Source organism: Nocardia noduli (assembly GCF_019038455.1).
In the GTDB taxonomy this organism is placed as follows: domain Bacteria; phylum Actinomycetota; class Actinomycetes; order Mycobacteriales; family Mycobacteriaceae; genus Nocardia; species Nocardia noduli.
The window spans coordinates 69,207-88,684 of sequence record NZ_JAFMPL010000019.1; the positions used below are offsets into that span (position 1 = coordinate 69,207).

A 19,478-nucleotide genomic window follows, 5' to 3' on the forward strand; every position below is an offset into this window, starting at 1 on the left:
CTGTGTCGCGCCTGCGCGTCCGGACGGGCAACCGCACGCGGAACTGCCCGGGATACGGACTGTAACGCGTTCTAGTTGTTTCACAGGGCGGAAATACGGAGAAATTTCTCGACGACCGGGCGACGGCGCGCGCCCGCGCCGATCATCCGACGGTGATGGCGTCCAGTCGGGTGCGCAGGAAATCGGCGGAGATCACCGGTGGCTGGCCGGTGACCCGGCCGATCGGCGCCGCCAGCGGCGTCACCACCGCGTCGTGGTCGAGTTCGTAGAAGTAGATCAACGACACCAGATCCTCCTCGGGCGCCTCCGGTTGTGGGGGCAGTACCCGGTGCCTGCCCGAGGGCCAGCGCTGACCGCTCCAGTAGGCGAGCAGATCGCCGATGTTCACGGTGAGCGCGGCCGGGTCCCACGGCGCGTCGGCCCAGCCCTGTTCCTCGGTGTACACCTGGAGACCGCCCGCGCCCGGTTCCCGGTCCAACACCGTCACGGTGCCGAAATCGGTATGCGGGCCGATGCGGAACTGCCCGGGTTCCGGCGTGCCGACGGTCGTCATCGGCGGGTAGTGGTTGATATTGCAGGTCCAGGTCGGCCGGGTGGTGACGGAGGCGAACGGGTTGTCGGGCAGGTGCAGGGCGGCGGCGCACAGGGCGAGCAGTTCGTCGGAGAGCGCGCGCACGGCGGTGGTGTAGGCCGTGAGGAGTTCGCGCAGTTCGGTGACCTCGGCGGGCCACACGTTCGGCAGGAACCACACGTCATCGACCGCGCGATCTCCGGTCGCGGTATCCGCGCCGACCGCGTAGGTCTCCTTCAGATCGGGCGGTGTCTCGGTGCCCTCGGCGTAGCCGTTGGCCTCCTTACCCGGTCCGATCCAGCCCCGGCCGCCGACGGTGACCGCGTAGGCCTCCTTCACCTCGTCGGGCAGCGCGAAGAATCGTCGCGCGGCCGCTCGTACGGCCGCGGGCAATTCCGCCGGAATCCCGTGCCCGTACACCAGGAGGAATCCGGCGCGGCGCAGGCCCGCGTCGACCTCGCGTTCGACCTCGGCCGCCGCGTCGCCGCCCGCGCGCCAACGGGCCAGATCGATGGAGGCGATGGCGTCGGGGGCGTTCGGGGTATCCGGGGCATCCATGTGATGTCGCTCCTGTCTCACTCGACCGTGCTCGGGTCGGCCACGCCGATATCCTCGAACCACAGCGCCGGTTGTTCGGCGATGAAGGTGGTCATCAGATCGATGCAGCGCCGATCCTCCAGTACGGTGACCGCGACGCCGTGTTCGATCAGCCAGTCGTGGCCGCCGTGGAAGGTGGTCGACTCGCCGACGATCACCGTCCCGATCCCGAATTGGCGTACCAGACCGCTGCAATACCAGCACGGCGACAGCGTGGTCACCATGATGGTCGAGCGGTAGTCGCGCCGTCGCCCGGCCGCGCGGAAGGCGTCGGTTTCGGCGTGCGTGCTGGGATCCCCGGATTGCACGCGACGGTTGTGCCCGCTGCCGAGCAGCACACCGTCACCGTCGAACAGCGCCGCCCCGATCGGCACCCCGCCCTCGGCGAGTCCGCGCAGAGCTTCCTGGTAGGCCACCTCGAGCAGTCCGTCGGGCGTCAGCTGGGTCATGGGTCAACCCTCGCGGCGGACACGGTCGCTCCGCAACGTACAGATCGTCCGGTTCGTCCCGGAGGCCGGATGACAAGATGACCGTATGCTCCCCACCGTTCGCGAATTACTCGCCGACCAGTTCGTCGCGGCCGATCCGCACGTCCTGGCCGGTCACGGCGGACTCGATCGCGCGGTGCGCTGGGTGCATTCCAGCGAGATCTACGAGATCAGTCCGCTGCTGTCCGGCGGGGAACTGCTGCTCACCACCGGACTCGGCCTCTCCGGTGTCGACGCCGGAACCAGACGGCACTATGTGCGGGAGATCGCGGCCCGCCAGGTGGCCGGGGTCGCCTTCGAACTCGGCCGCACCTTCGAGGCCATTCCGGCCGAGATGGTGGAGGAGGCCTCGCGCAACGGCCTTCCGCTGATCGCGTTGCGCACCGTCGTCCCCTTCATCGACCTGTGCCGCGACGCCAATACCGAAATCGTGTCCCGCGAGGTGCGCTCGCTGCGCCTGCTCAACGAACTGGCCGGGGATCTGACCGGTGAACTCGTCGCGGGCAACGGGGTGGCGCGGCTGCTCGCCCGCATCGCGGAGGTCACCGAATGCGCGGTCGTCGTGACGAGCGGCAGCGGCGCGCTGATCGCCGCGCACGGGGTGGACGACGACCGATCCGCTTGGGCCGCGGTCGAATCCGGCGCGGCGCGGGCGAGTATCCGCGTCAAGGACAGTATCTGGGGCACCCTGACCGCCGGACCCGGTTCGTCTCTGGACGCCGCGACACTGGCGGCGGTGATCGATCAGTCCGCGCCGGGAGTCGGTCTGGCCCTGGCGAATTCGGGCACGCCGAGCGGTCGGCCGCAGGTGGTGGCCACCGCGTTGCTCGCGGATCTGGTGAACGGTCAGCAGATCCGGCAGGCCGATCTGCGGTCACGGGCCGGTGCCGCCGGTGCGCCCGGACTGACCGGGCGCACCGTGGTCCCCGTCGCGATCGAGGCCCCCGACAGCCGGATCGCGACCGGATTCCTCGACGCCGCCACCAAGGCGCTCGGGCGGCCCGGGGTGATCGCCGATGTCCACGCCACCACCTACGCCCTTGTCGCGGTGGCGAATTCGGTCGCCGATCCGGTCGGCGAAGTCACCCGGGCGCTGCGGTCGTCCCTCGCGGCGAACAGCACCGAGGGCGTCACGATGGTGGTGGGCGACGCGTGCGAATTCACCTCGGCCGCCCTTGCCGCCGGACTCTCGGCCACCAGGTCGGCCCTGCGCCTGGCCACCCGTCATCGTCGTGACCGGCTCCACGGGCCGCTCACCAGCTGTCGTGAACTCGCCGCCGAACTGACCGTGGAAACCCTGCCCGCCGCCGAACGGGCCCGCTTGGCCGCCGTGCTCACCCCGCTCGTCGACTGGGACACGGCCCACCACAGCAGTCTGACCCGCACCCTCGAGGTCTACCTCCGTCACGGTGCGAGCCCGACCCGCTGTGCCGCCGCGCTGCATATCGGCCGCCAATCGCTCTACCAGCGCTTGGACCGCATCCGCGAACTGCTCGGCTACGAACCCAATGATCCGGCCCTCGCCGCGACTCTGCTGCTGGCGCTGTGCGCCCACCGCCTCGGTGGCGACCGCTGAGTCGGCGACCGGTGAGTCAGACCGACAGGCGTCGCCGGTTCACCAGCAGGTAGGCCGCGCCGGACAGGACGAAGCCGACGAAGAAGGTGATATCGCCCAGTTCGGGGATCTCCCGCACCACGTAACCGGTGAATTTCGCCTGATTGCAGAACAGCAGTACCGAAATCGCCAGCCCGGCCAGGAAGGCCGCGACGCCACCCCGGTTGGTGTAGGAGCGGTCGTAGAGCAGTTCGGCGATATCGCCGCGCCGCCGCAGGTACTGATCGGCGAACATCACGCCGAGCCACGGGCCGATCCAGTACGCGACGATCAGCAGGAACGCCTCGTAACTCTGGGCCGCGTCCGGCAGCGCCCACAGCGCGACCAGGAAGCCGATCACGCCGAAGGCGATCGACACCACCGCGCGCTGGGTGCGCACCGGCAGTTTCACCCCGATGGTCACGAAGGCCATCGCCCCCGAATACACGTTCAGCGCGTTGGCGGCCACCGCGCCGAGCGCGATCGCGAGCAGGGTCAGATTCGCCAGGACCGACGGCAGATTCGAGGTGAAGACATCGGTCGGACTTCCGGTCGCCGAACTCACGATGGTGGCCGAGGCCGCCCCGAGCGCCGAAAGCCACAGGCAGGACACGAACAGTCCCGCCGCGGCGAATCCGCCGGTCGCCGCCTTCGAGACGCGGGCGGGCAGATAGCGGGTGTAGTCCGCGGCGTAGGGATTCCAGCCGCCCGCGTAGCCGAACGCGGTGCCGACGGTCAGCAGGAATCCGCCCATGCCGCCCACCCCGCCGGACGGCGCGGCCGCCCCGAGATCGGCTTTGCTGAAGATCACCACGGTGACCACCAGGAACACCACGGCAAGGACCGGAAAGACGAACCGCTCGAAGGCGTGCACCAGATTGTGGCCGAAGACGGCGAATCCGGTCTGCGCCACCACGATCAGCGTCAGCGCCAGCGGTTTCGGCATCCCGGTCAGCGTGTTGAGCGCGAACGCGCCGCTGACGCTGTTGGTGGCGAACCAGCCGACCCCGCACATGATCGACATGAAAGCGGCGGGCAGCGCGTTGCCGCGATAGCCGAACGCGGCGCGCCCGAGCACCATCTGCGGCACCCCGTGCCGCGGCCCGCGCGCCGACAGCACGAAATGCGCCGCGCCGCCGAGGCCGACGCCGACCGCCAGGCCGAGCGTGGCCTGCCAGAAGTTCATCCCGAACGCCGTCACCGACAGCACGCCGATGAAGATGGTGGCGAATTCGAGATTCGGTGACGTCCAGGTCCAGAAGAGCTGGCGGGGCGTCCCGTGCCGCGCGTCGTCGGGAATTACTTCGTTGCCGCCCGGTTCCACCGCGACGACGCGATCGGCGTAGCCGGCCAGCGGCGTGTCCTCGGTCAATGCCATGCATGAACCCTGGTCGCTGCGGTCCCGGTCGGCAACGGGCGAATCGTAAGCCAGAATTCCGACGTCGACGGACAGTTCGTCCGGGGTATCGGGTGATGTCCCGAAACCGAAACGTGCGGGAAACCTGGGTGTCGATCGGGGCGTCGAACCCGGCCCGCCCGCACATGCCGGTCTGTCTGCGAGCGGCGCGAAGCCAGGCCGTACTCTCGACCACTGTGCCGAATACGTCAGAAGCCACCGAAGACCAGCCGACCGGTGACCCGAACTACCTGGTCGGGCTCGATCTCAACGGCCGCCGCGTCGTCGTGGTCGGCGGCGGAACAGTGGCCCAGCGCCGCATCGGGCTGCTGCTCGCGTCCGGTGCCGATGTCCACGTCGTCAGCCGCGAGGTGACCCCCGCCGTCGAGGGCATGGCCACGTCGGGACAGCTGACCATCACCCTGCGCGCCTACGCCGACGGCGATCTGGACGGCGCCTGGTACGCGATCGCGTGCACCGACGAGCCCGAGACCAACGCCGCCGTCGTCGCCGAGGCCGAGCGCCGCCGTATCTTCTGCGTCCGCGCCGATATCGCCCGGCTCGGCACCGCCGTCACGCCCGCGACCGCCCGCTACGACGGACTGAGCATCGGCGTGCTGGCCAGCGGTCAGCATCGGCGTTCGGCCGCGGTCCGGACCGCGCTGCTGGAGGCCCTGCAATCGGGCGTCGTCACCGACGATTCCTCGCCGATCGTGCCCGGCGTCGCGCTGGTCGGCGGCGGACCCGGCGACCCCGATCTGATCACGGTGCGCGGCCGCCGCCTGCTGGCCAGGGCGAATCTGGTGGTAGCCGACCGGCTCGCGCCGCCGGAACTGCTCGCCGAACTCGGTCCCGACGTCGAGGTGATCGACGCCGCGAAGATCCCGTACGGCCGCGCCATGGCGCAGGAGGCGATCAACGCCGCCCTGATCGAAGGCGCCAAGGCGGGCAAATTCGTGGTGCGGCTCAAGGGCGGCGACCCCTACGTCTTCGGCCGCGGCTTCGAAGAGGTCGAGGCCTGCGTCGACGCCGGTATCCCGGTGACCGTCGTGCCCGGCATCACCAGCCCCATCTCGGTGCCCGCCGCCGCCGGTATTCCGGTGACCCATCGCGGCGTCACCCACGAATTCGTCGTGGTCAGCGGTCACGTGGCGCCGGATCATCCGGATTCGCTGGTCGATTGGCCCGCGCTGGCCCGGCTGCGCGGGACGATCGTGCTCATGATGGCGGTCGAGCGGATCGAACAGTTCGCCACCGTGCTCATCGACGGCGGCAGGCCCGCGAGTACTCCGGCCACCGTCATCCAGGAGGGCACCCTGCGCACCCAGCGGGTGCTGCGCGCGGATCTGGGCACCGTCGCCGCGCGGGTGCGCGGCGAGGGAATCCGCCCGCCCGCCATCGTGGTGATCGGCCCGACCGCGGCGTTCTCCGCCGATCTCGCCGCGAACGGCTGAACCTGCGAACCGCCTGAACCCGCGCCCGGCGTGGCGGACCGGCACGGTCACAACGAAGACCGCGGTCCGTTGTGGCTCGTCGGTCCAGCGCGGCGCGGGGCGGGCACAGGTTGCCGCATCAATTACAGTGGCTCACTGTGCTCCAGAACCCCGCTGCGCCGACGCAGTATCCCGTGACGCAGCGGGCCTTCGGGCTCGCCATCCTCGTGCTGAGCGGTTTGCAGCTGATGGTCGTCCTCGACGGCAGCGTGGTCATCCTCGCGCTACCGAGACTCCAGCAGGAGATGGGCCTGTCCAGTTCGGGCAGCGCGTGGACGGTGACCTCCTACGGCCTCACCTTCGCGGGCCTGATGCTGCTCGGCGGCCGGATCGGCGACGCCTTCGGGCGCAAACGCATGCTGATCGTCGGCGTCGCGCTGTTCACCTTCGCCTCGCTGCTGTGCGGTCTTGCCACCGGCGAGGCGATGCTGATCGCGTCGCGCGCGCTCCAGGGCACCGGTGCCGCACTCGCCGCGCCGTCGGCCTTCGCGCTCGTCGCCACCACCTTCGCGCCGGGTAAGGCGCGCAATCAGGCCATCGCCATCGTCGGCTCCATGGTCGGTATCGGATCGGTCGGCGGCCTGGTGATCGGCGGCGCGCTGACCGAACTGTCCTGGCGCTGGATCTTCCTGATCAATGTGCCGATCGGCGTGCTCATCGTCGTCGGTGCGATCTACTGCCTCGCCGACACCGACCATCACCGCGTCGGCCTCGATATCCGCGGCGCCGTACTGGGCACCCTGGCCTGCACCGCCATCGTCTTCGGCGCGACCGAGGGGCCCGAACTGGGTTGGGGGCACTGGGCCATCATCGGTTCGCTGGTAGGTGGGGCCGCGCTGCTGATCGCCTTCGTCTTCGCCGAACGTCGCGTCGACAATCCGCTGGTGCCGTGGTCGCTGTTCGACAGCAGGGACCGGGTGGCGACCTTCGTGCTGATCCTGCTCGCGGGCGGTGTGCTCGGCGCGATGACCTTCTTCGTCGCGCAATTCCTTCAGAACGTCCTGAACTACAGCCCGCTGCACGCCGGTATCGCCTGCATCCCGTTCACGGTCGGTATCGGTATCGGTGCGGCAGGCGCCTCGAAGCTGGCGCTGCTCGTCGCGCCGCGCTGGTTGCTTTCGGGCTCGGCGGCGGTACTGGCCATCGGCCTGCTGATCGCCTCGACACTCGACCGCGACGTGCAGTACCTGCCCACCCTGCTGATCCTGCTCGTGGTGATCGGCGCGGGTGTCGGCGTGGCGATGGTGCTGACACCGCTGTGCGTACTCATCGGCGTTCCGCCGTCGGATATCGGCCCGCTCGCCGCGGTCGGCCAGATGTTCATGAACCTGGGCACCCCGCTCGCCATCGGCATCCTGACCCCCGTCGCGGTCTCACGCACCCTGTCCCTCGGCGGCCGCACCGGCCACGCCTCCGGCATGACCCCCACCCAGATCGACGCCCTCAGCAACGGCTACACCCTGGTCCTCGCCGTCTGCGCGGGCGTCGCCGTCCTGATCGGACTCGTCGCCCTCACCCTGCGCTTCACCCCCCAACAGATCGCCCAGGCACACCACGCCCAGGAAGAAGCCCAGCGCGGCTAGTTCCGGCTCAGGGACCGAGGATGGCGCGGACCTGGTCGGCGGCGCGGCGGGCGGCGGGTTCGTCGAGGATCGCGATGGGTTCGTCGGTGCCGTCGAACCAGTTCGGGCCGACGGCGAAGGGGGTGCCGGTGAGGGCGACGCCGATGCCGGGGCCGAGGGGGCAGATGATCGCGTCGCCGGACAGAGGGTCGGTGACGACCTCGACGATGATGTATTGGCGGCGGATCCGGTTGTAGTCGTCGGAGCTGACGATCAGGCAGAGCATGCCGCCGGGCAGCACGCTGCCGGACGGGGCATGCCAGACCTCGCCGAATCGGGGCGACGGCATCAGTGGCCCGCGCGTCGCTGCGCGAGCAGACCGGCGGCCACCGTCGTGGCCCGGTCGGGGGTGTGTCCCGCCGAATTCAGGGTCGCGGTGTCGGCGGCCAGACGTTGGCGCAGGTCGTCGCGGTGGATGAGTTTGGCCAGGTACGCCGAGCGTCCGAGGTTCTCGGCCTCGGCGCGGCGCTCCAATATCTGGAGGGTCTCCTCGTCGAGCGATACCGAGGTCTTGCGTCCAGCCATACCGTCGAGGGTACCGCCGGTGGCGGTACCCCGCGGCACGGCCGAGATCCGCCGGATGATCGACATCTGTCGGATCAGAGGCGGCTGACGACCTTGGTGGGCGTTATCCGGACGATGATGCGTTCGGCGCTGTCGTCGGGGGCGGACGGGTTGAAATCCGCGTAGTCCTGTCCCGTGTACTTGCGGGACAGGCGGTTCGGCAGTACCCGTTCCGGATCGTCGGTCACCGTGGCGGTGCCGCGGATCTCGGCGTAGACGTAGGGGTTGTCGGGCGGGCTGACCAGAATGGTCACCCGCGGATCGCGAACGATATTCCTGCCCTGCGCCCGCGTGCGGGTGGTGGAGAACAGCAGGTCGTCGCCGTCTCGTTCGATCCAGACGACCGTGAGATGCGGTTCGCCGGTGGGGCTGATGGTCGCGGCGGTCGCGAACACCGTGGACTCGTCGAGGTACTTCTTCAGGCCTTCGGAGAGGTCGGTCGTCACGTCGGAAGCCAACGCCCGTGTTGGCGCGATCATTCCACCCGCACCGAGGAAGCCGGTACCGAACGGTTCGAAGACCCACGGCGGCGATATTCGTTGCCGCGGCCGACTTTATTGAAGGAGAAACTTCACGAACCGAAGCACGAGTCCGTGTGTCATTGTTTCCGAATGGCGAATTTCGGCGCGGACGCCGTGCGGGTCGAAATAGCGGGCATGAACAGTTCGGCGGAAAGGAAAACCATCCGGTGTCACAAGAGGAAGGGCCGCCGACATATCGGCGGCCCGCCTACTTTATGCGCAGTCCGAGCGCAACTTACCCAGCGCGTTGACGATCAAGGAAGCGTCGGCGGGCGTCTCGGCCGCCTGTAGCGCATTGATGAAGTTCTGGACATCGGCGCGACCGCGCTCGGTGGTCAGACTGCCCATTTGGCCTTGCAGTTGCCCGATGTAGACCTGCTTGGCCGCCCGCTGATCCTCCGGCGAAAGGGTACGCAACGGTGTCAAAGCGCTGATGGCGCCGTCGGCGATCGAAGTGATAGTGCCACAGTCCGCGGCGATATCGGGGCTGGGCTCGGCCGTGGCGATCGGCGAGATGATGCCGGTCATCGCGGTGGCGGCGGCAAGTACGGCCAGGGCCATGGCACTACGTTTTCTCATGAAAATCTCCATTGATCTCATCGATTCGTTCGCCGGGTAATTCCGTCCGACTTCATTCGGACCGGGCGGCGCACAAATGACGGGTCGCATGTGCGACCCGCGCGAAACCGGTCGGGCGCGGTCGGCAGTTTCGTACTGTCGCGACCGTGGAAACCGACCTGGTTTCGGACAGCGTTCGGCGATAGGCGAGAGCCTCTCGTCCGGTCACCGAATCTGTCATGAGCGGAGATGCTACATGAGAATTTCCCGATTTCCAGGGGTGATCGGAACTACCTAGGTATTGCGGGGGAAACCGAGTTCGAGGCCGCCGTGACTCGGGTCGAGCCATCTGGCGGTGACGGCTTTGCCCCGGGTGAAGAATGCCACCCCGTCGGTGCCGTGCGCGTGCGCGTCGCCGAACAACGAGTTCTTCCAGCCGCCGAAACTGTAGTAGGCCATCGGCACCGGAATCGGCACATTGATGCCGACCATCCCGACCTCCACCTCGTGGTGGAACCGCCGGGCCGCGCCGCCGTCGTTGGTGAAGATCGCGGTGCCGTTGCCGTAGGGGTTGGCATTGATCAGCGCCAACCCTTCGTCGTAACTGTCGACCCGAACCACCGAGAGCACCGGGCCGAAGATCTCGTCGGTGTAGACACTCATTCCGGGGTCGACGTGGTCGAGCACCGTGGGGCCGAGCCAGAATCCGTCGTCGGAACCGTCGACTCGCACACCGCGTCCGTCGAGAACCACTGTCGCGCCGTCGGATTCGCCCGCCTCGAGATATCCGGCGACGCGATCGCGGTGCTCGCGGGTGACCAGCGGCCCCATATCCGCGCCGCGCACGCTGTCGCCCGTGGTGATGGTCGCGGCGCGTTCGGCGATCTTCGACACCAGTTCGTCGCCGATCGGCCCGACGGCCAGTACCACGCTGATCGCCATGCATCGTTCACCGGCCGACCCGAATCCGGCGTTCACGGCGGCATCGGCGGCCAGGTCGAGATCGGCGTCGGGCAGCACGAGCATGTGGTTCTTGGCTCCGCCCAGAGCCTGCACCCGTTTGCCGTTGGCGGTGCCGCGTTCGTAGACGTAGCGCGCGACGGGTGTGGAGCCCACGAAGGAGACGGCCTTGATCGCCGCACTGTCGAGCAGGGCGTCGACCGCGACCTTGTCGCCCTGCACCACGTTGAAAACCCCTGCGGGCAAACCGGCTTCGTGCCACAGGCGCGCGAGCCACAGCGACGAGGAGGGGTCCTTCTCGCTCGGTTTGAGCACGACGGTATTGCCCGCGGCGATGGCCAGGGGGAAGAACCACATCGGCACCATGGCCGGAAAGTTGAACGGCGAGATGATCGCGACGGGACCGAGCGGTTGGCGGATCGAGAAGATGTCGACCTTGGTCGACGCGTTCTCGGTGTAACCGCCTTTGAGCAGATGCGGTATACCGCAGGCGAATTCGACGACCTCGAGGCCGCGTGTCACCTCGCCCAGCGCGTCGGAGGCGACCTTGCCGTGTTCGGCGGTGACCAGCGCGGCCAACTCCTCCTTGCGGTCGTTGAGCAGTTCCCGGAAGCGGAAGAGGATCTGCGTGCGCCGGGCCAGCGAGGTGTCACGCCACGCGGGGAAGGCATCGGCCGCCGCGGCGACGACGGTCTCGACATCGGCGGCGTCGGCCAGCGCGACCCGGCCGGTGACCACGCCGGTCGCGGGATTGGTCACCGGGGCGGAGCGGCCGCTCGTGCCGTCGAAGGGTTTGCCGTCCAGCCAATGCGCGATGGTGTCCATATCTCCTCGATCGTGGGAGTCGTGGTTGCGCTGTCTCGCGCGTCCATCGTCGCCGAGCGGAGGCCGCCGTGTCGGTCATTCGACGCTTTCGGCATGTCGGAGATGGGAGAACCCGGGGGTCTAGCCTGCCCCCGGGTTCCAGTGATGCCACCCAATTCGCACACCGGGATCGGTGGGAGCGGATCAAGATGATCGCGACGCGTCCTGCCTTTGGACCATCCCCCATCGTGGCTGAGGGAGCCGGAGTTGAACCGGCATCTCGGCGCTGCGTGTCCTTTCCTCGTGATCCCGTGTTCGGCGGCGAATACTCGAAGCTGGAGCGAGAATCTGAGCGTGGTCACGGCTGCCTCTGCCGATTGGGCTACCCGGGCAGGTACCCGGGGCGGGGCTCGAACCCGCACTGACACCGTGTGATTCAGATCTGAACTTCAGTTTGAGTGTGCGCTCCTGCGCTGTCCCCGCCTCGCGGCGGGGACGAATGTGGGATCCGGGGCGGGTGATACCGCCCCGGATCGGTTCATCGGAAAAGGTAACCGAAGATCGCCGCACCGGTCTTGCGATCGGTGATCTCGGCGCTGTTGGCCTCCTCGCGAGCGAATTTGACCGCCTGCTGCACCTTCTCGATGCGATCGGCGATCTCGTTGACGCGCCGCGCGGGCAGCGCGCCGGAGAATTTCACCGTGGTCCAGTAGCCGATGGCGATGTCCTCGTAGTACACCTCGACCTGGGCCGGGTGCTTCTCGGTGGCCTCGGCCTTGACGTGGTTGCGCGGTACCTTCTTGGTGCGCAGGGTGCGCACCGCGTCGGTGCGCCAGGTGTCGGAGGAATCGTCGAAGGACCAGGCCTCGGCGGCGTCGAGTACCGGCAGCTTCTTGACGAAGGTGTGCAGGTCGGCGAGCTGCTTCTCCAGGAAGAGCAGGTAGGAGACCGGGACGTCGCTGAGCAGCGTCGTACCGTCGACGGTGACATCGGCCTTGGCCTCGGTGTTGGCCCAGTCCTTGGTGGCCGTCACGTCGAACAGGCGCGTCAGCGTGGTCGCGGTCTGCCGCAGCACTTCCTCGGATTTCACCTGCACGCGCGTCGACTCCGGCGGGAGCTGTTCGCCCTCTTCGTCCTTCGGCTGATACGTGCGCGCGATCCCGGCGAGCAGCGCGGGCTTGTGCAGCTGTCCCTGGGTGTCGGCCAGTTCGCGTAGCGCGCCGCTCTTGACGCCCTTCTCCACGGCGATGATCTGATTGAGTTTGGTCATCGTCTGCCTCCTCTCGGCGCTGCTCGGTTCGCGTACGCCGAAATCATTGCACCGCAACATCTTTGTGCCCGGTACCTTCGGTGCGGCGCCGATGATGTTCCCCCCGCCGCGCATGTCACGGTAGCGGCGCGTCGCCCGTGGCGCATCCGAATTACCCGGCGATGAGGGATGTTCCGAGGTCAGCGCGTCGATTCCGTTCGGGCGACCAACGTTTCGGCGGTTGTTCGTGCGGGCGGTCGCTGCGCGTTCCGCACTCCGGCAGCAATCTGAGACCTGCGGTTACCGCTATCTCAGTAACCATGTTACTGTCTGTTCGCGCGGCTGTGACGCGAGTCATGTCATCTGCCTATTGCGAAACTGGACACTCCGGCGACGGTGCGGGGGTGGTGTCACACGGAGAGTTGTCTATGCGTCAGCGGGTTCGTTCGCGTGCACTGTCGATGTCGCGTCCGCGGCCGGGTCGGCTGCCCGCCGTGCTGGCGACGGCCGCCGTGGTCGCGCTGTCCGGCGCGGGAATCGGTGTTCCGGATGCCGTGGCGGCGCCGGTCGGCTCGTTCTACACACCACCCGTGGATGTCCCGAACACTCCCGGCGCGGTCGTCGCGACCCAGCCGATGACGATCCTGGCCACCGTGCCCACCGAGGGCGGCTGGCCGGTTCAGGCCAGACACGTCATGTACAGCAGCAGACTCCAGGATGGCTCGCCGGTAGCGGTCAGCGGCACCTACATCGAACCGAACGGCCCCTGGCAGGGTTCGGGCGCACGTCCGACGGTCGTCATCGCTCCCGGCACATCGGGTCAGGGCGACCGCTGCGCGATGTCGGTGGCGTTCTCGACCGGCATCTCGGTGACGACCGATCCGTCGCCGTCGCTGTCCGCGAATCAGGAGCTACCCTCCTCCGCGGTCTGGAGCGCACTCGGCGCCCGGGTGCTGGTCACCGACTACGTCGGCCTCGGAACCCCCGGGATCCACACCTACGCCAACCGGATCGAGGGCGCCCACGCGGTTCTCGACGGGGTGCGCGCGGCCAACGAACTCGGCGGTGTCGGGCCCGACACCCCGGTTGTCCTGTGGGGCTACTCCCAGGGCGGCGGCGCGACGGCGGCCGCGGCCGAGATGCACTCGTCGTATGCGCCGGAGTTGAACCTGAAGGGCACGTGGGCGGGCGGACCGACGGCGGATCTGGCCGTCATCCTCGAACGGATCGACGGCGCGCTGATAGGCGGCGCCATCGGATTCGCGATCAACGGCATGCTCGCCCGATACCCGGAACTCCACCGGGCCCTCGACAGGGTGATCAGCCCCGCCGGGCGGGCGAAGCTGACCGAGCTGAGCGACGAGTGCATCGGTGACATCATCGTCAGGAATCCCTTCCTGAAGACCAGCACGATGACCGTCGACGGCCGTTCGCTGAGCGAACATCTCGCCGGAATGCCCGAAGCGGCACCCGCACTGGCGGAACTGCGTATCGGCAGTCTGACCCCGACCTCGCCGGTGCTGATCACCAGCGGCCTCAACGACGACACCGTCCCCTACAACCAGGCCCGTCGCCTCGCCGACGACTGGTGCGCCAAGGGCGCCACGGTCGACTTCCGCACCAACGAGCTGCCGCCGATCCTGCCCGGGACCACCATCCCCGGTCATTTCGGTCCCGAGATGATCGACGGTTTCGGCCCCGACAACGCCATCACCTATCTGCTCGACCGACTCGCGGACAAGCCCGTCTCGGGCTGCACCTACCGCTGAGTGCCCCGGCGTCGCGGTCGCGGCGCCGGACCGATTCCCGAACCACCCGACCTCCCCCCGGTCGGGCTCCCCGAAGGATCCGTGATGACTGCATTCTCGCGCCGGTCACTTCTCGGTGGCGCCGCTGCCGCCGCCGGTGCCCTCGCCCTCGGCGCGCGCTCGGCCGCTCCGGCCGCCGCCGCGCCCCGCACTGTCCCGTTGACCCGTGAAGAGCACCGGGTGGTGGTCATCGGTTCCGGTTTCGGCGGTGGTGTGAGCGCCCTGCGCCTGGCGCGGGCGGGGGTGCCGGTGACGGTGCTCGAACGTGGTCTGCGCTGGCCGACCGGTCCGAACGCGGAAACCTTCCCGCGCGCGTCCGCGCCGGACAAACGACTGCTGTGGCACCGCTCCAGCCCGAACCTGTTCGGGCGGCCCATGCTGTTCGAGCCCTACACCGGGCTGGTCGAGGCGGTGCCCGGGGTGAACATGACCGCGCTGTGCGCGGCCGGTGTCGGCGGCGGTTCCCTCGTCTACCAGGGGATGTCGCTGCAACCGACCCGGGAGGTGTTCGACACCCACTTCCCCCAGGAACTCGACTGGGCGCTGATGAACCGGGTGCACTACCCGCGGGTGGCGGCGATGCTGGGTCTGGCCGAGGCTCCCGACGAACTGGTCGCGAGCGAGAACTACCGGGCGGCACGGGTTTTCGCCGAACGCGTACAGCGTGCGGGTATGCCGCTGTCGAAGATACCCATGCCGATCGATTGGGATTTCGCGCTCGCCGAACTGCGCGGGGAGATGAAACCGTCCTACACCAACGGCGACGGCGCGATGGGCGTCAACAACGGCGGCAAGCATTCGGTGGATGTCACCTACATCGCCGCCGCCGAGGCCACCGGACTGGTGCGGGTGGAAACCCTGCACGAGGTCACCGACGTCGAACGCGCGCCGGACGGCCGCTGGATCGCCCACGTCCTGCGCCTGGACACCACGGGCGCGGTGCTCGAGAACAAGATCCTCACCGCCGATGCCCTGATCATGGCCGCGGGCAGTCTCAACACCACCCGGTTGCTGGTGCGCGCGGGTGCCAAGGGCATGATTCCCGGCCTGCCCGACGGGCTCGGGCAGGGCTGGGGAACCAACGCCGACCGCATCTACGTGTGGACCGATCCCGACGCCGAATTCGGTGCGCCCCAGGGCGGACCGGTGGTCTACGGCAGCAAGAACTGGGACGACCCGCGTTCCGCGCACACCGTCATCCAGGCGTCCATTCCGCCGCTGTCGATCGACCCGCGCAGCACCATGATGGTCGGCTACGGCGTCAGCGACAGTCGCGGCGCCTTCGCCTACGACTCCGCACGCGACGACGCGATCCTGCACTGGCCCGCCGACGGTGACAGCGACATCCAGAACAACCACATCGATCCCGCCGTGCGCCGTATCGCCGGGCCCGACGGCATGCTGATCGACACCAACGCGCTGTTCCCGTCCACCTGGCATCCCCTCGGCGGCGCGAGTATGGGCGCGGTCTGCGACCTGGACGGCCGCGTGCACGACCAGCCCGGTCTCTATGTTCTCGACGGCGCGCTGCTGCCGGGTAACGCCGCCGCCTGCAATCCGTCGATGACCATCGCCGCGGTCGCCGAACGGGCACTGGACAATATCGTCGCCCGCGATCTCGGCACGCTGATCTGAGCGTGTCGCGGTACGGCGGTCAGTGCGAGATCGTCGGCATCGGCAGCGTAACGGGTTCGTGCGGGAGCACGGGGCGATAGACGCAGCGGGTGCCGGAGTAGATCGTCGGCATGCATTCGTTGCAGTGCACGCACGCCGACCGCGTCGATTCGTCGGATCGTATGCGGTGCAACAGATCCGGTTCCCGCAGCAGCGCGCGTCCCATCGCGACGAAATCGAAACCCTCGGTCATCGCCAGGCGCATGGTGTCCATATTCGTGATGCCGCCCAGCAGGATCAGCGGCATGGACAGTTCCCGGCGGAATTGTCGAGCCCGCTCGAGCAGGTACGCCTCGTGATAGGGGTATTCCTTCAGGAAGGCCCGTCCGACCGCACGGAAGCCCCAGCGCGCCGGGCCGGGAAGGGTTTTCGCGAACGAGCGGCGCGGCGCGTCGCCGTGGAACAGCAGCATCGGGTTGAGCAGCGAACTGCCCGCGGTCAATTCGATCGCGTCGAGGGTGCCGTCGGCCTCCAGCCACGAGGCCACCTGGAGGGATTCGGGGACGGTGAGTCCGCCGCGCCTGCCGTCCTCCATATTCAGTTTGGCGGTGACGGCGAGCCGCCCACCGACGGCCTCCCGGACCGCACGCGCGATCTCGCGGGCGAAGCGGGCCCGGTTCACGAGCGGCCCGCCGTAGTCGTCCTTGCGACGGTTGAGCAGCGGGCTCAGGAAGGCACTCGCCAGATAGTTGTGGCCGAAATGGATTTCCACCGCGTCGAATCCGGCCTGTTCGGCCAGTCGCGCGGCGCCGGCGTGTGCGGCGACGAGGTCGGCGATCGCGGCCGCGTCGGGGACTTTCATGGCCCGCATCCCGAGCGGGCTGAACAGCGGGCTCGGCGCGAGTGCCGGTACGCGGTTGGAGGCAGCGTTGGCGACGGGTCCGGCATGGCCGATCTGGGCGTTGGCCGCCGCGCCTTCGGCGTGGACGGCGTCGGTCAGCTTCCGCAGACCCGCGACGGCTTCCGGTCGCATCCAGATCTGGTGCCGATCGGTGCGCCCGCCCGGCGCGACGGCGCAATAGGCGACCGTCGTCATGCCGACGCCGCCCGCCGCGACCTCGCGATGGAACGCGATCAGATCGTCGGTCGCGAGCGCGTCGGGGGTTCTGCCCTCGAAGGTGGCGGCTTTGATCACCCTGTTGCGCAGCATGATCGGGCCGAGTGCCGCCGGTGCGAACACTTCTGTCATGGTCACTCCTGTACCGGTGCGGTGAGGCCGGCGACGACGAAGTTCCGCAGTGTCGCCACCGCGCGCTCCGACATGCCGTGTTCCTCGGTTTCGGGGCTGCCGAAACGCATGATGACGAGGTCGAAGGCGAGCATCCAGCGGCGTCGGCTCTCCCCGGCGCTCAGTTGCGGCAGCAGGGCCGTCCACGAGTCCATGCGGAACCATCGTCCCTGCCACGCGGTGAGGTGGCGTCCCGACACGAAGCGGGCGAGCAGGCGAAGATGCAGCCTGCCCACCGGATCGGCGGCTAAATCCAGGAAAGGGGCCAGCACGGCGTCGACGAGCGCGGGCACCGAATCGGGCCGCGAGCCGGTGGCCTCGGCCATCCCGGCTGCCCACAGTGGTCCGAGCCGGTCCTCGATCAACGCGCCGACCAGCGCCTCCTTCGATCCGAAGTGGTAATGGACCGCCGCCGGATTGGTCCCGGCCTCGGCGCAGATCGCCCGCACCGACACCTCGTCGTAGGGCTCGCTCAGCAGCAGCCGTTCGGCGGCGGCGAGCAGGCGCTGACGGGTGCCCGCGGCAAGTTTCTGGACCACCCCAGAATTAGAACACGTTTCAATACTGTGTTCAATCAATGATTGAAACGGTGACCGGATCGGTGCGCGCGATTCGGTGACGATGTGGAAAGAACCCCGCGCGATCCCGAGCCGGACCGTAGCGTCGTCGGCAGGCGGTTCAGGGGGCCGCCGTCGGGACACGAGCAGACGAGGCGACGAATGAGACAGCGGCCCACCGCGATCGGATACCTGCGCCGAGATGTGTCGGGGATGTCGTGGGAATGGCACGAGGTCCGGATTCGCGGCATGGCGCGGCGGTTCGGCTACGACCTGGCCGATACGGTCGCCGCGGGTTCCGAGGCCGACCGGTCGCTGCCTCGACTGCTCGAACTCGTGCGGGGGATGGACGTCGACGCCGTCATCACGCCGAGCCTGGTGCACCTGGGCGGTGAGCTACCCGACGACCTGCTGCGATTGTGCGAGATCAACACCTTCGAACCGGAAGCGACCTACGCGGCACGGACCCCGATGCGCTGGGAGGGGTATCGCTGAGCGGCGGCCCTCAGTGATCGTCGCCGGAATCCGGCGCGGCCGGGGGCGGGAACAGGCGGTGGATGGTCAGTGATGCCGCCAGTAACCGGGAGTTGTCCGGTTCGTTCGGGTCGATGCCGGTGAGTTCGGCGACGCGCCGCAGCCGATAGCTGAACGTGTTGGGGTGGATATGCAGTCGCGCCGACGCGGTCTTGCGGTCGGAGCCGTGGCGGATATGCGCCTCCAGCGCTTCGAGCAGGTGCGGGTTGCGTAGAAGGGGCGTGATGCGTTCGGCCAACCGATCGCGCGCGGAGCCGGGACGGGTGAGCTGGTACTCGAGCAGCAGATCGTCGAGCCGGTAGAGCCCGGAAGGACGCCCGAGCAGGCGCGCGAGCGTCGCGAGTTCGGCGACTTCGGCCGCGGCGGCGGGAACGTCCCCGCGCCGCACCGCGCGACATTCGGTGAGATAGGCGGGCACGCCGAACTGTTCGGCCAGATCCTCGGCCAATCCCGCGTACCGGGCGGAATCGGTGTCGGGATCGGCGTGCACGGGAAGTAGCGCGATCCCCGCCGAACCGTCGAAGGTCGCCAGCGCACCGCCGTTGGTGCGGGCGTCGAGGGTGCGGTGCAGGACGCGGATGCGCCTGCGCGCCAGCAGGTCCGATGCCGGGGCGGGCCGCGCGGGTGGGGCGATCCCGATGGCGAGCACGGTATAGCGGTCGGTCAGGGCCGTGTCGGCGCGGGCGGCCTCCTCGTACGCCGGTCGGCCGCGAAGCAGTGCCGAGCACAGTTCCCGGCGCGCTTCGCGCTCGGCGCTGTAGATGGACTGTTCGACCTCGGCATAGGTCTCCATCACGGTCACGTTGATATGCATGAGCAGGTCGAGCAGTCGCGAGATGACCACGGTCAGCTCGTCGATCTCGCCCGGTGCGGTGAGTGCGGCGGCCTCGGCGAGCACCGACTGCGCCGAGCCGTGCATCGCCTCGATCAGTAGGGCGAGCGGTAACCGGTCCTCGGCATGGCGTTGCGCGACGGGAGCGACGAATGCCGTCACCTCGGCCCTGGTGAATTCGCGTTCCTCGCCGATGGCCTGCAACACCGCGCGCCCGCATCCGTAGATGGCGGGCAGTACCTCGGCGGTGAAATGACCCTCGGGCAGGTCGGCCGCGGGTGGGGTGGCGCCGAGTCCGGCGGCCAGCATTCGCTCGGCGATCTGCGGCCACCGGGCGAGTAGTCGGGTCACCAGGGGCGGATCCGCGGTGGTCGACGGTGTTGCGACAGGCATGGGCCGATTGTGTCCGACGCCCCCGTGCCGGACAA

General features: G+C 68.6%; 18 protein-coding genes. 6 read left to right on the forward strand and 12 right to left on the reverse strand.

The window, feature by feature from the left end:
• Positions 1-142 precede the first annotated feature (142 nt).
• Together JZ792_RS14210 and JZ792_RS14215 are read right to left on the reverse strand one after the other, a co-directional pair.
• On the reverse strand, positions 143-1,129 hold the full coding sequence (locus tag JZ792_RS14210; RefSeq protein WP_216910850.1) for an isopenicillin N synthase family dioxygenase: 987 nt from the start codon (positions 1,127-1,129) through the stop codon (positions 143-145).
• 17 nt (positions 1,130-1,146) lie between these two features.
• A complete protein-coding gene (locus JZ792_RS14215) occupies positions 1,147-1,617 on the reverse strand; it encodes a nucleoside deaminase (protein WP_216910852.1) in 471 nt (156 codons plus the stop codon).
• Between the two features lie 85 nt (positions 1,618-1,702).
• On the opposite strand from JZ792_RS14215, the gene JZ792_RS14220 reads away from it, so the two are divergent.
• Entirely contained in the window at positions 1,703-3,232 is a 1,530-nt protein-coding gene (locus JZ792_RS14220) for a PucR family transcriptional regulator (RefSeq protein ID WP_216910854.1), read from the forward strand.
• A gap of 16 nt (positions 3,233-3,248) precedes the next feature.
• Here the strand turns inward: JZ792_RS14220 and JZ792_RS14225 are convergent, their stop codons facing one another.
• Positions 3,249-4,628, reverse strand: a complete 1,380-nt coding sequence (locus JZ792_RS14225; RefSeq protein ID WP_216910856.1) for a purine-cytosine permease family protein — start codon at positions 4,626-4,628, stop codon at positions 3,249-3,251.
• 215 nt (positions 4,629-4,843) lie between these two features.
• Between JZ792_RS14225 and cobA the strand changes: the two genes are divergently transcribed.
• Both cobA and JZ792_RS14235 read left to right on the forward strand, forming a co-directional pair.
• Positions 4,844-6,100 carry a uroporphyrinogen-III C-methyltransferase gene (gene cobA, locus JZ792_RS14230; protein WP_216910858.1) on the forward strand — a complete coding sequence of 419 codons (1,257 nt, stop codon included), beginning with the start codon at positions 4,844-4,846 and terminating at the stop codon, positions 6,098-6,100.
• Between the two features lie 137 nt (positions 6,101-6,237).
• Positions 6,238-7,722 carry an MFS transporter gene (locus JZ792_RS14235; RefSeq protein WP_216910860.1) on the forward strand — a complete coding sequence of 495 codons (1,485 nt, stop codon included), beginning with the start codon at positions 6,238-6,240 and terminating at the stop codon, positions 7,720-7,722.
• 7 nt (positions 7,723-7,729) lie between these two features.
• Here the strand turns inward: JZ792_RS14235 and JZ792_RS14240 are convergent, their stop codons facing one another.
• From JZ792_RS14240 to JZ792_RS14265, 6 genes are all read right to left on the reverse strand, one after another.
• On the reverse strand, positions 7,730-8,050 hold the full coding sequence (locus JZ792_RS14240; protein WP_216910862.1) for a hypothetical protein: 321 nt from the start codon (positions 8,048-8,050) through the stop codon (positions 7,730-7,732).
• On the reverse strand, positions 8,050-8,286 hold the full coding sequence (locus tag JZ792_RS14245) for a hypothetical protein (protein ID WP_216910864.1): 237 nt from the start codon (positions 8,284-8,286) through the stop codon (positions 8,050-8,052). The genes JZ792_RS14240 and JZ792_RS14245 overlap by 1 nt, the downstream gene beginning before the upstream one ends.
• A 74-nt stretch (positions 8,287-8,360) precedes the next feature.
• Positions 8,361-8,804, reverse strand: coding sequence for a PPOX class F420-dependent oxidoreductase (locus JZ792_RS14250; protein WP_216910866.1), 444 nt, complete (start codon positions 8,802-8,804; stop codon positions 8,361-8,363).
• A 255-nt stretch (positions 8,805-9,059) separates the two neighbouring features.
• Positions 9,060-9,425 carry a hypothetical protein gene (locus tag JZ792_RS14255; protein ID WP_216910868.1) on the reverse strand — a complete coding sequence of 122 codons (366 nt, stop codon included), beginning with the start codon at positions 9,423-9,425 and terminating at the stop codon, positions 9,060-9,062.
• 273 nt (positions 9,426-9,698) lie between these two features.
• The gene (locus JZ792_RS14260) at positions 9,699-11,189 is read right to left on the reverse strand and encodes a CoA-acylating methylmalonate-semialdehyde dehydrogenase (protein ID WP_216910870.1); all 1,491 of its coding nucleotides are present in this window, start codon (positions 11,187-11,189) and stop codon (positions 9,699-9,701) included.
• A gap of 517 nt (positions 11,190-11,706) precedes the next feature.
• The gene (locus JZ792_RS14265) at positions 11,707-12,438 is read right to left on the reverse strand and encodes a DUF7873 family protein (protein ID WP_216910871.1); all 732 of its coding nucleotides are present in this window, start codon (positions 12,436-12,438) and stop codon (positions 11,707-11,709) included.
• Positions 12,439-12,845: 407 nt separating this feature from the next.
• Between JZ792_RS14265 and JZ792_RS14270 the strand changes: the two genes are divergently transcribed.
• Entirely contained in the window at positions 12,846-14,186 is a 1,341-nt protein-coding gene (locus tag JZ792_RS14270; protein ID WP_254189792.1) for a lipase family protein, read from the forward strand.
• Between the two features lie 84 nt (positions 14,187-14,270).
• A complete protein-coding gene (locus JZ792_RS14275) occupies positions 14,271-15,860 on the forward strand; it encodes a GMC oxidoreductase (RefSeq protein WP_216910873.1) in 1,590 nt (529 codons plus the stop codon).
• A gap of 19 nt (positions 15,861-15,879) precedes the next feature.
• Here the strand turns inward: JZ792_RS14275 and JZ792_RS14280 are convergent, their stop codons facing one another.
• Entirely contained in the window at positions 15,880-17,088 is a 1,209-nt protein-coding gene (locus JZ792_RS14280; RefSeq protein ID WP_216910875.1) for an NADH:flavin oxidoreductase, read from the reverse strand.
• 2 nt (positions 17,089-17,090) lie between these two features.
• Positions 17,091-17,666, reverse strand: coding sequence for a TetR/AcrR family transcriptional regulator (locus tag JZ792_RS14285; RefSeq protein ID WP_216910877.1), 576 nt, complete (start codon positions 17,664-17,666; stop codon positions 17,091-17,093).
• A 180-nt stretch (positions 17,667-17,846) separates the two neighbouring features.
• Here JZ792_RS14285 and JZ792_RS14290 point away from each other — a divergent pair, with 180 nt between their 5' ends.
• On the forward strand, positions 17,847-18,179 hold the full coding sequence (locus JZ792_RS14290) for a hypothetical protein (RefSeq protein WP_216910879.1): 333 nt from the start codon (positions 17,847-17,849) through the stop codon (positions 18,177-18,179).
• 10 nt (positions 18,180-18,189) lie between these two features.
• Here the strand turns inward: JZ792_RS14290 and JZ792_RS14295 are convergent, their stop codons facing one another.
• On the reverse strand, positions 18,190-19,443 hold the full coding sequence (locus JZ792_RS14295) for a PucR family transcriptional regulator (RefSeq protein WP_216910881.1): 1,254 nt from the start codon (positions 19,441-19,443) through the stop codon (positions 18,190-18,192).
• Positions 19,444-19,478: the final 35 nt, after the last annotated feature.

What these genes read in the sequence shown, in the direction of transcription:
- JZ792_RS14280 (WP_216910875.1), bottom strand. Translation starts at nt 17,088, where the DNA reads ATGACAGAAGTGTTCGCACCGGCGGCACTCGGCCCGATCATGCTGCGC.
- JZ792_RS14210 (WP_216910850.1), bottom strand. Translation starts at nt 1,129, where the DNA reads ATGGATGCCCCGGATACCCCGAACGCCCCCGACGCCATCGCCTCCATC.
- JZ792_RS14215 (WP_216910852.1), bottom strand. Translation starts at nt 1,617, where the DNA reads ATGACCCAGCTGACGCCCGACGGACTGCTCGAGGTGGCCTACCAGGAA.
- JZ792_RS14240 (WP_216910862.1), bottom strand. Translation starts at nt 8,050, where the DNA reads ATGCCGTCGCCCCGATTCGGCGAGGTCTGGCATGCCCCGTCCGGCAGC.
- JZ792_RS14260 (WP_216910870.1), bottom strand. Translation starts at nt 11,189, where the DNA reads ATGGACACCATCGCGCATTGGCTGGACGGCAAACCCTTCGACGGCACG.
- JZ792_RS14220 (WP_216910854.1), top strand. Translation starts at nt 1,703, where the DNA reads ATGCTCCCCACCGTTCGCGAATTACTCGCCGACCAGTTCGTCGCGGCC.
- JZ792_RS14295 (WP_216910881.1), bottom strand. Translation starts at nt 19,443, where the DNA reads ATGCCTGTCGCAACACCGTCGACCACCGCGGATCCGCCCCTGGTGACC.
- JZ792_RS14250 (WP_216910866.1), bottom strand. Translation starts at nt 8,804, where the DNA reads ATGATCGCGCCAACACGGGCGTTGGCTTCCGACGTGACGACCGACCTC.
- JZ792_RS14275 (WP_216910873.1), top strand. Translation starts at nt 14,271, where the DNA reads ATGACTGCATTCTCGCGCCGGTCACTTCTCGGTGGCGCCGCTGCCGCC.
- JZ792_RS14265 (WP_216910871.1), bottom strand. Translation starts at nt 12,438, where the DNA reads ATGACCAAACTCAATCAGATCATCGCCGTGGAGAAGGGCGTCAAGAGC.
- JZ792_RS14245 (WP_216910864.1), bottom strand. Translation starts at nt 8,286, where the DNA reads ATGGCTGGACGCAAGACCTCGGTATCGCTCGACGAGGAGACCCTCCAG.
- JZ792_RS14270 (WP_254189792.1), top strand. Translation starts at nt 12,846, where the DNA reads ATGCGTCAGCGGGTTCGTTCGCGTGCACTGTCGATGTCGCGTCCGCGG.
- JZ792_RS14255 (WP_216910868.1), bottom strand. Translation starts at nt 9,425, where the DNA reads ATGAGAAAACGTAGTGCCATGGCCCTGGCCGTACTTGCCGCCGCCACC.
- JZ792_RS14290 (WP_216910879.1), top strand. Translation starts at nt 17,847, where the DNA reads ATGAGACAGCGGCCCACCGCGATCGGATACCTGCGCCGAGATGTGTCG.
- JZ792_RS14225 (WP_216910856.1), bottom strand. Translation starts at nt 4,628, where the DNA reads ATGGCATTGACCGAGGACACGCCGCTGGCCGGCTACGCCGATCGCGTC.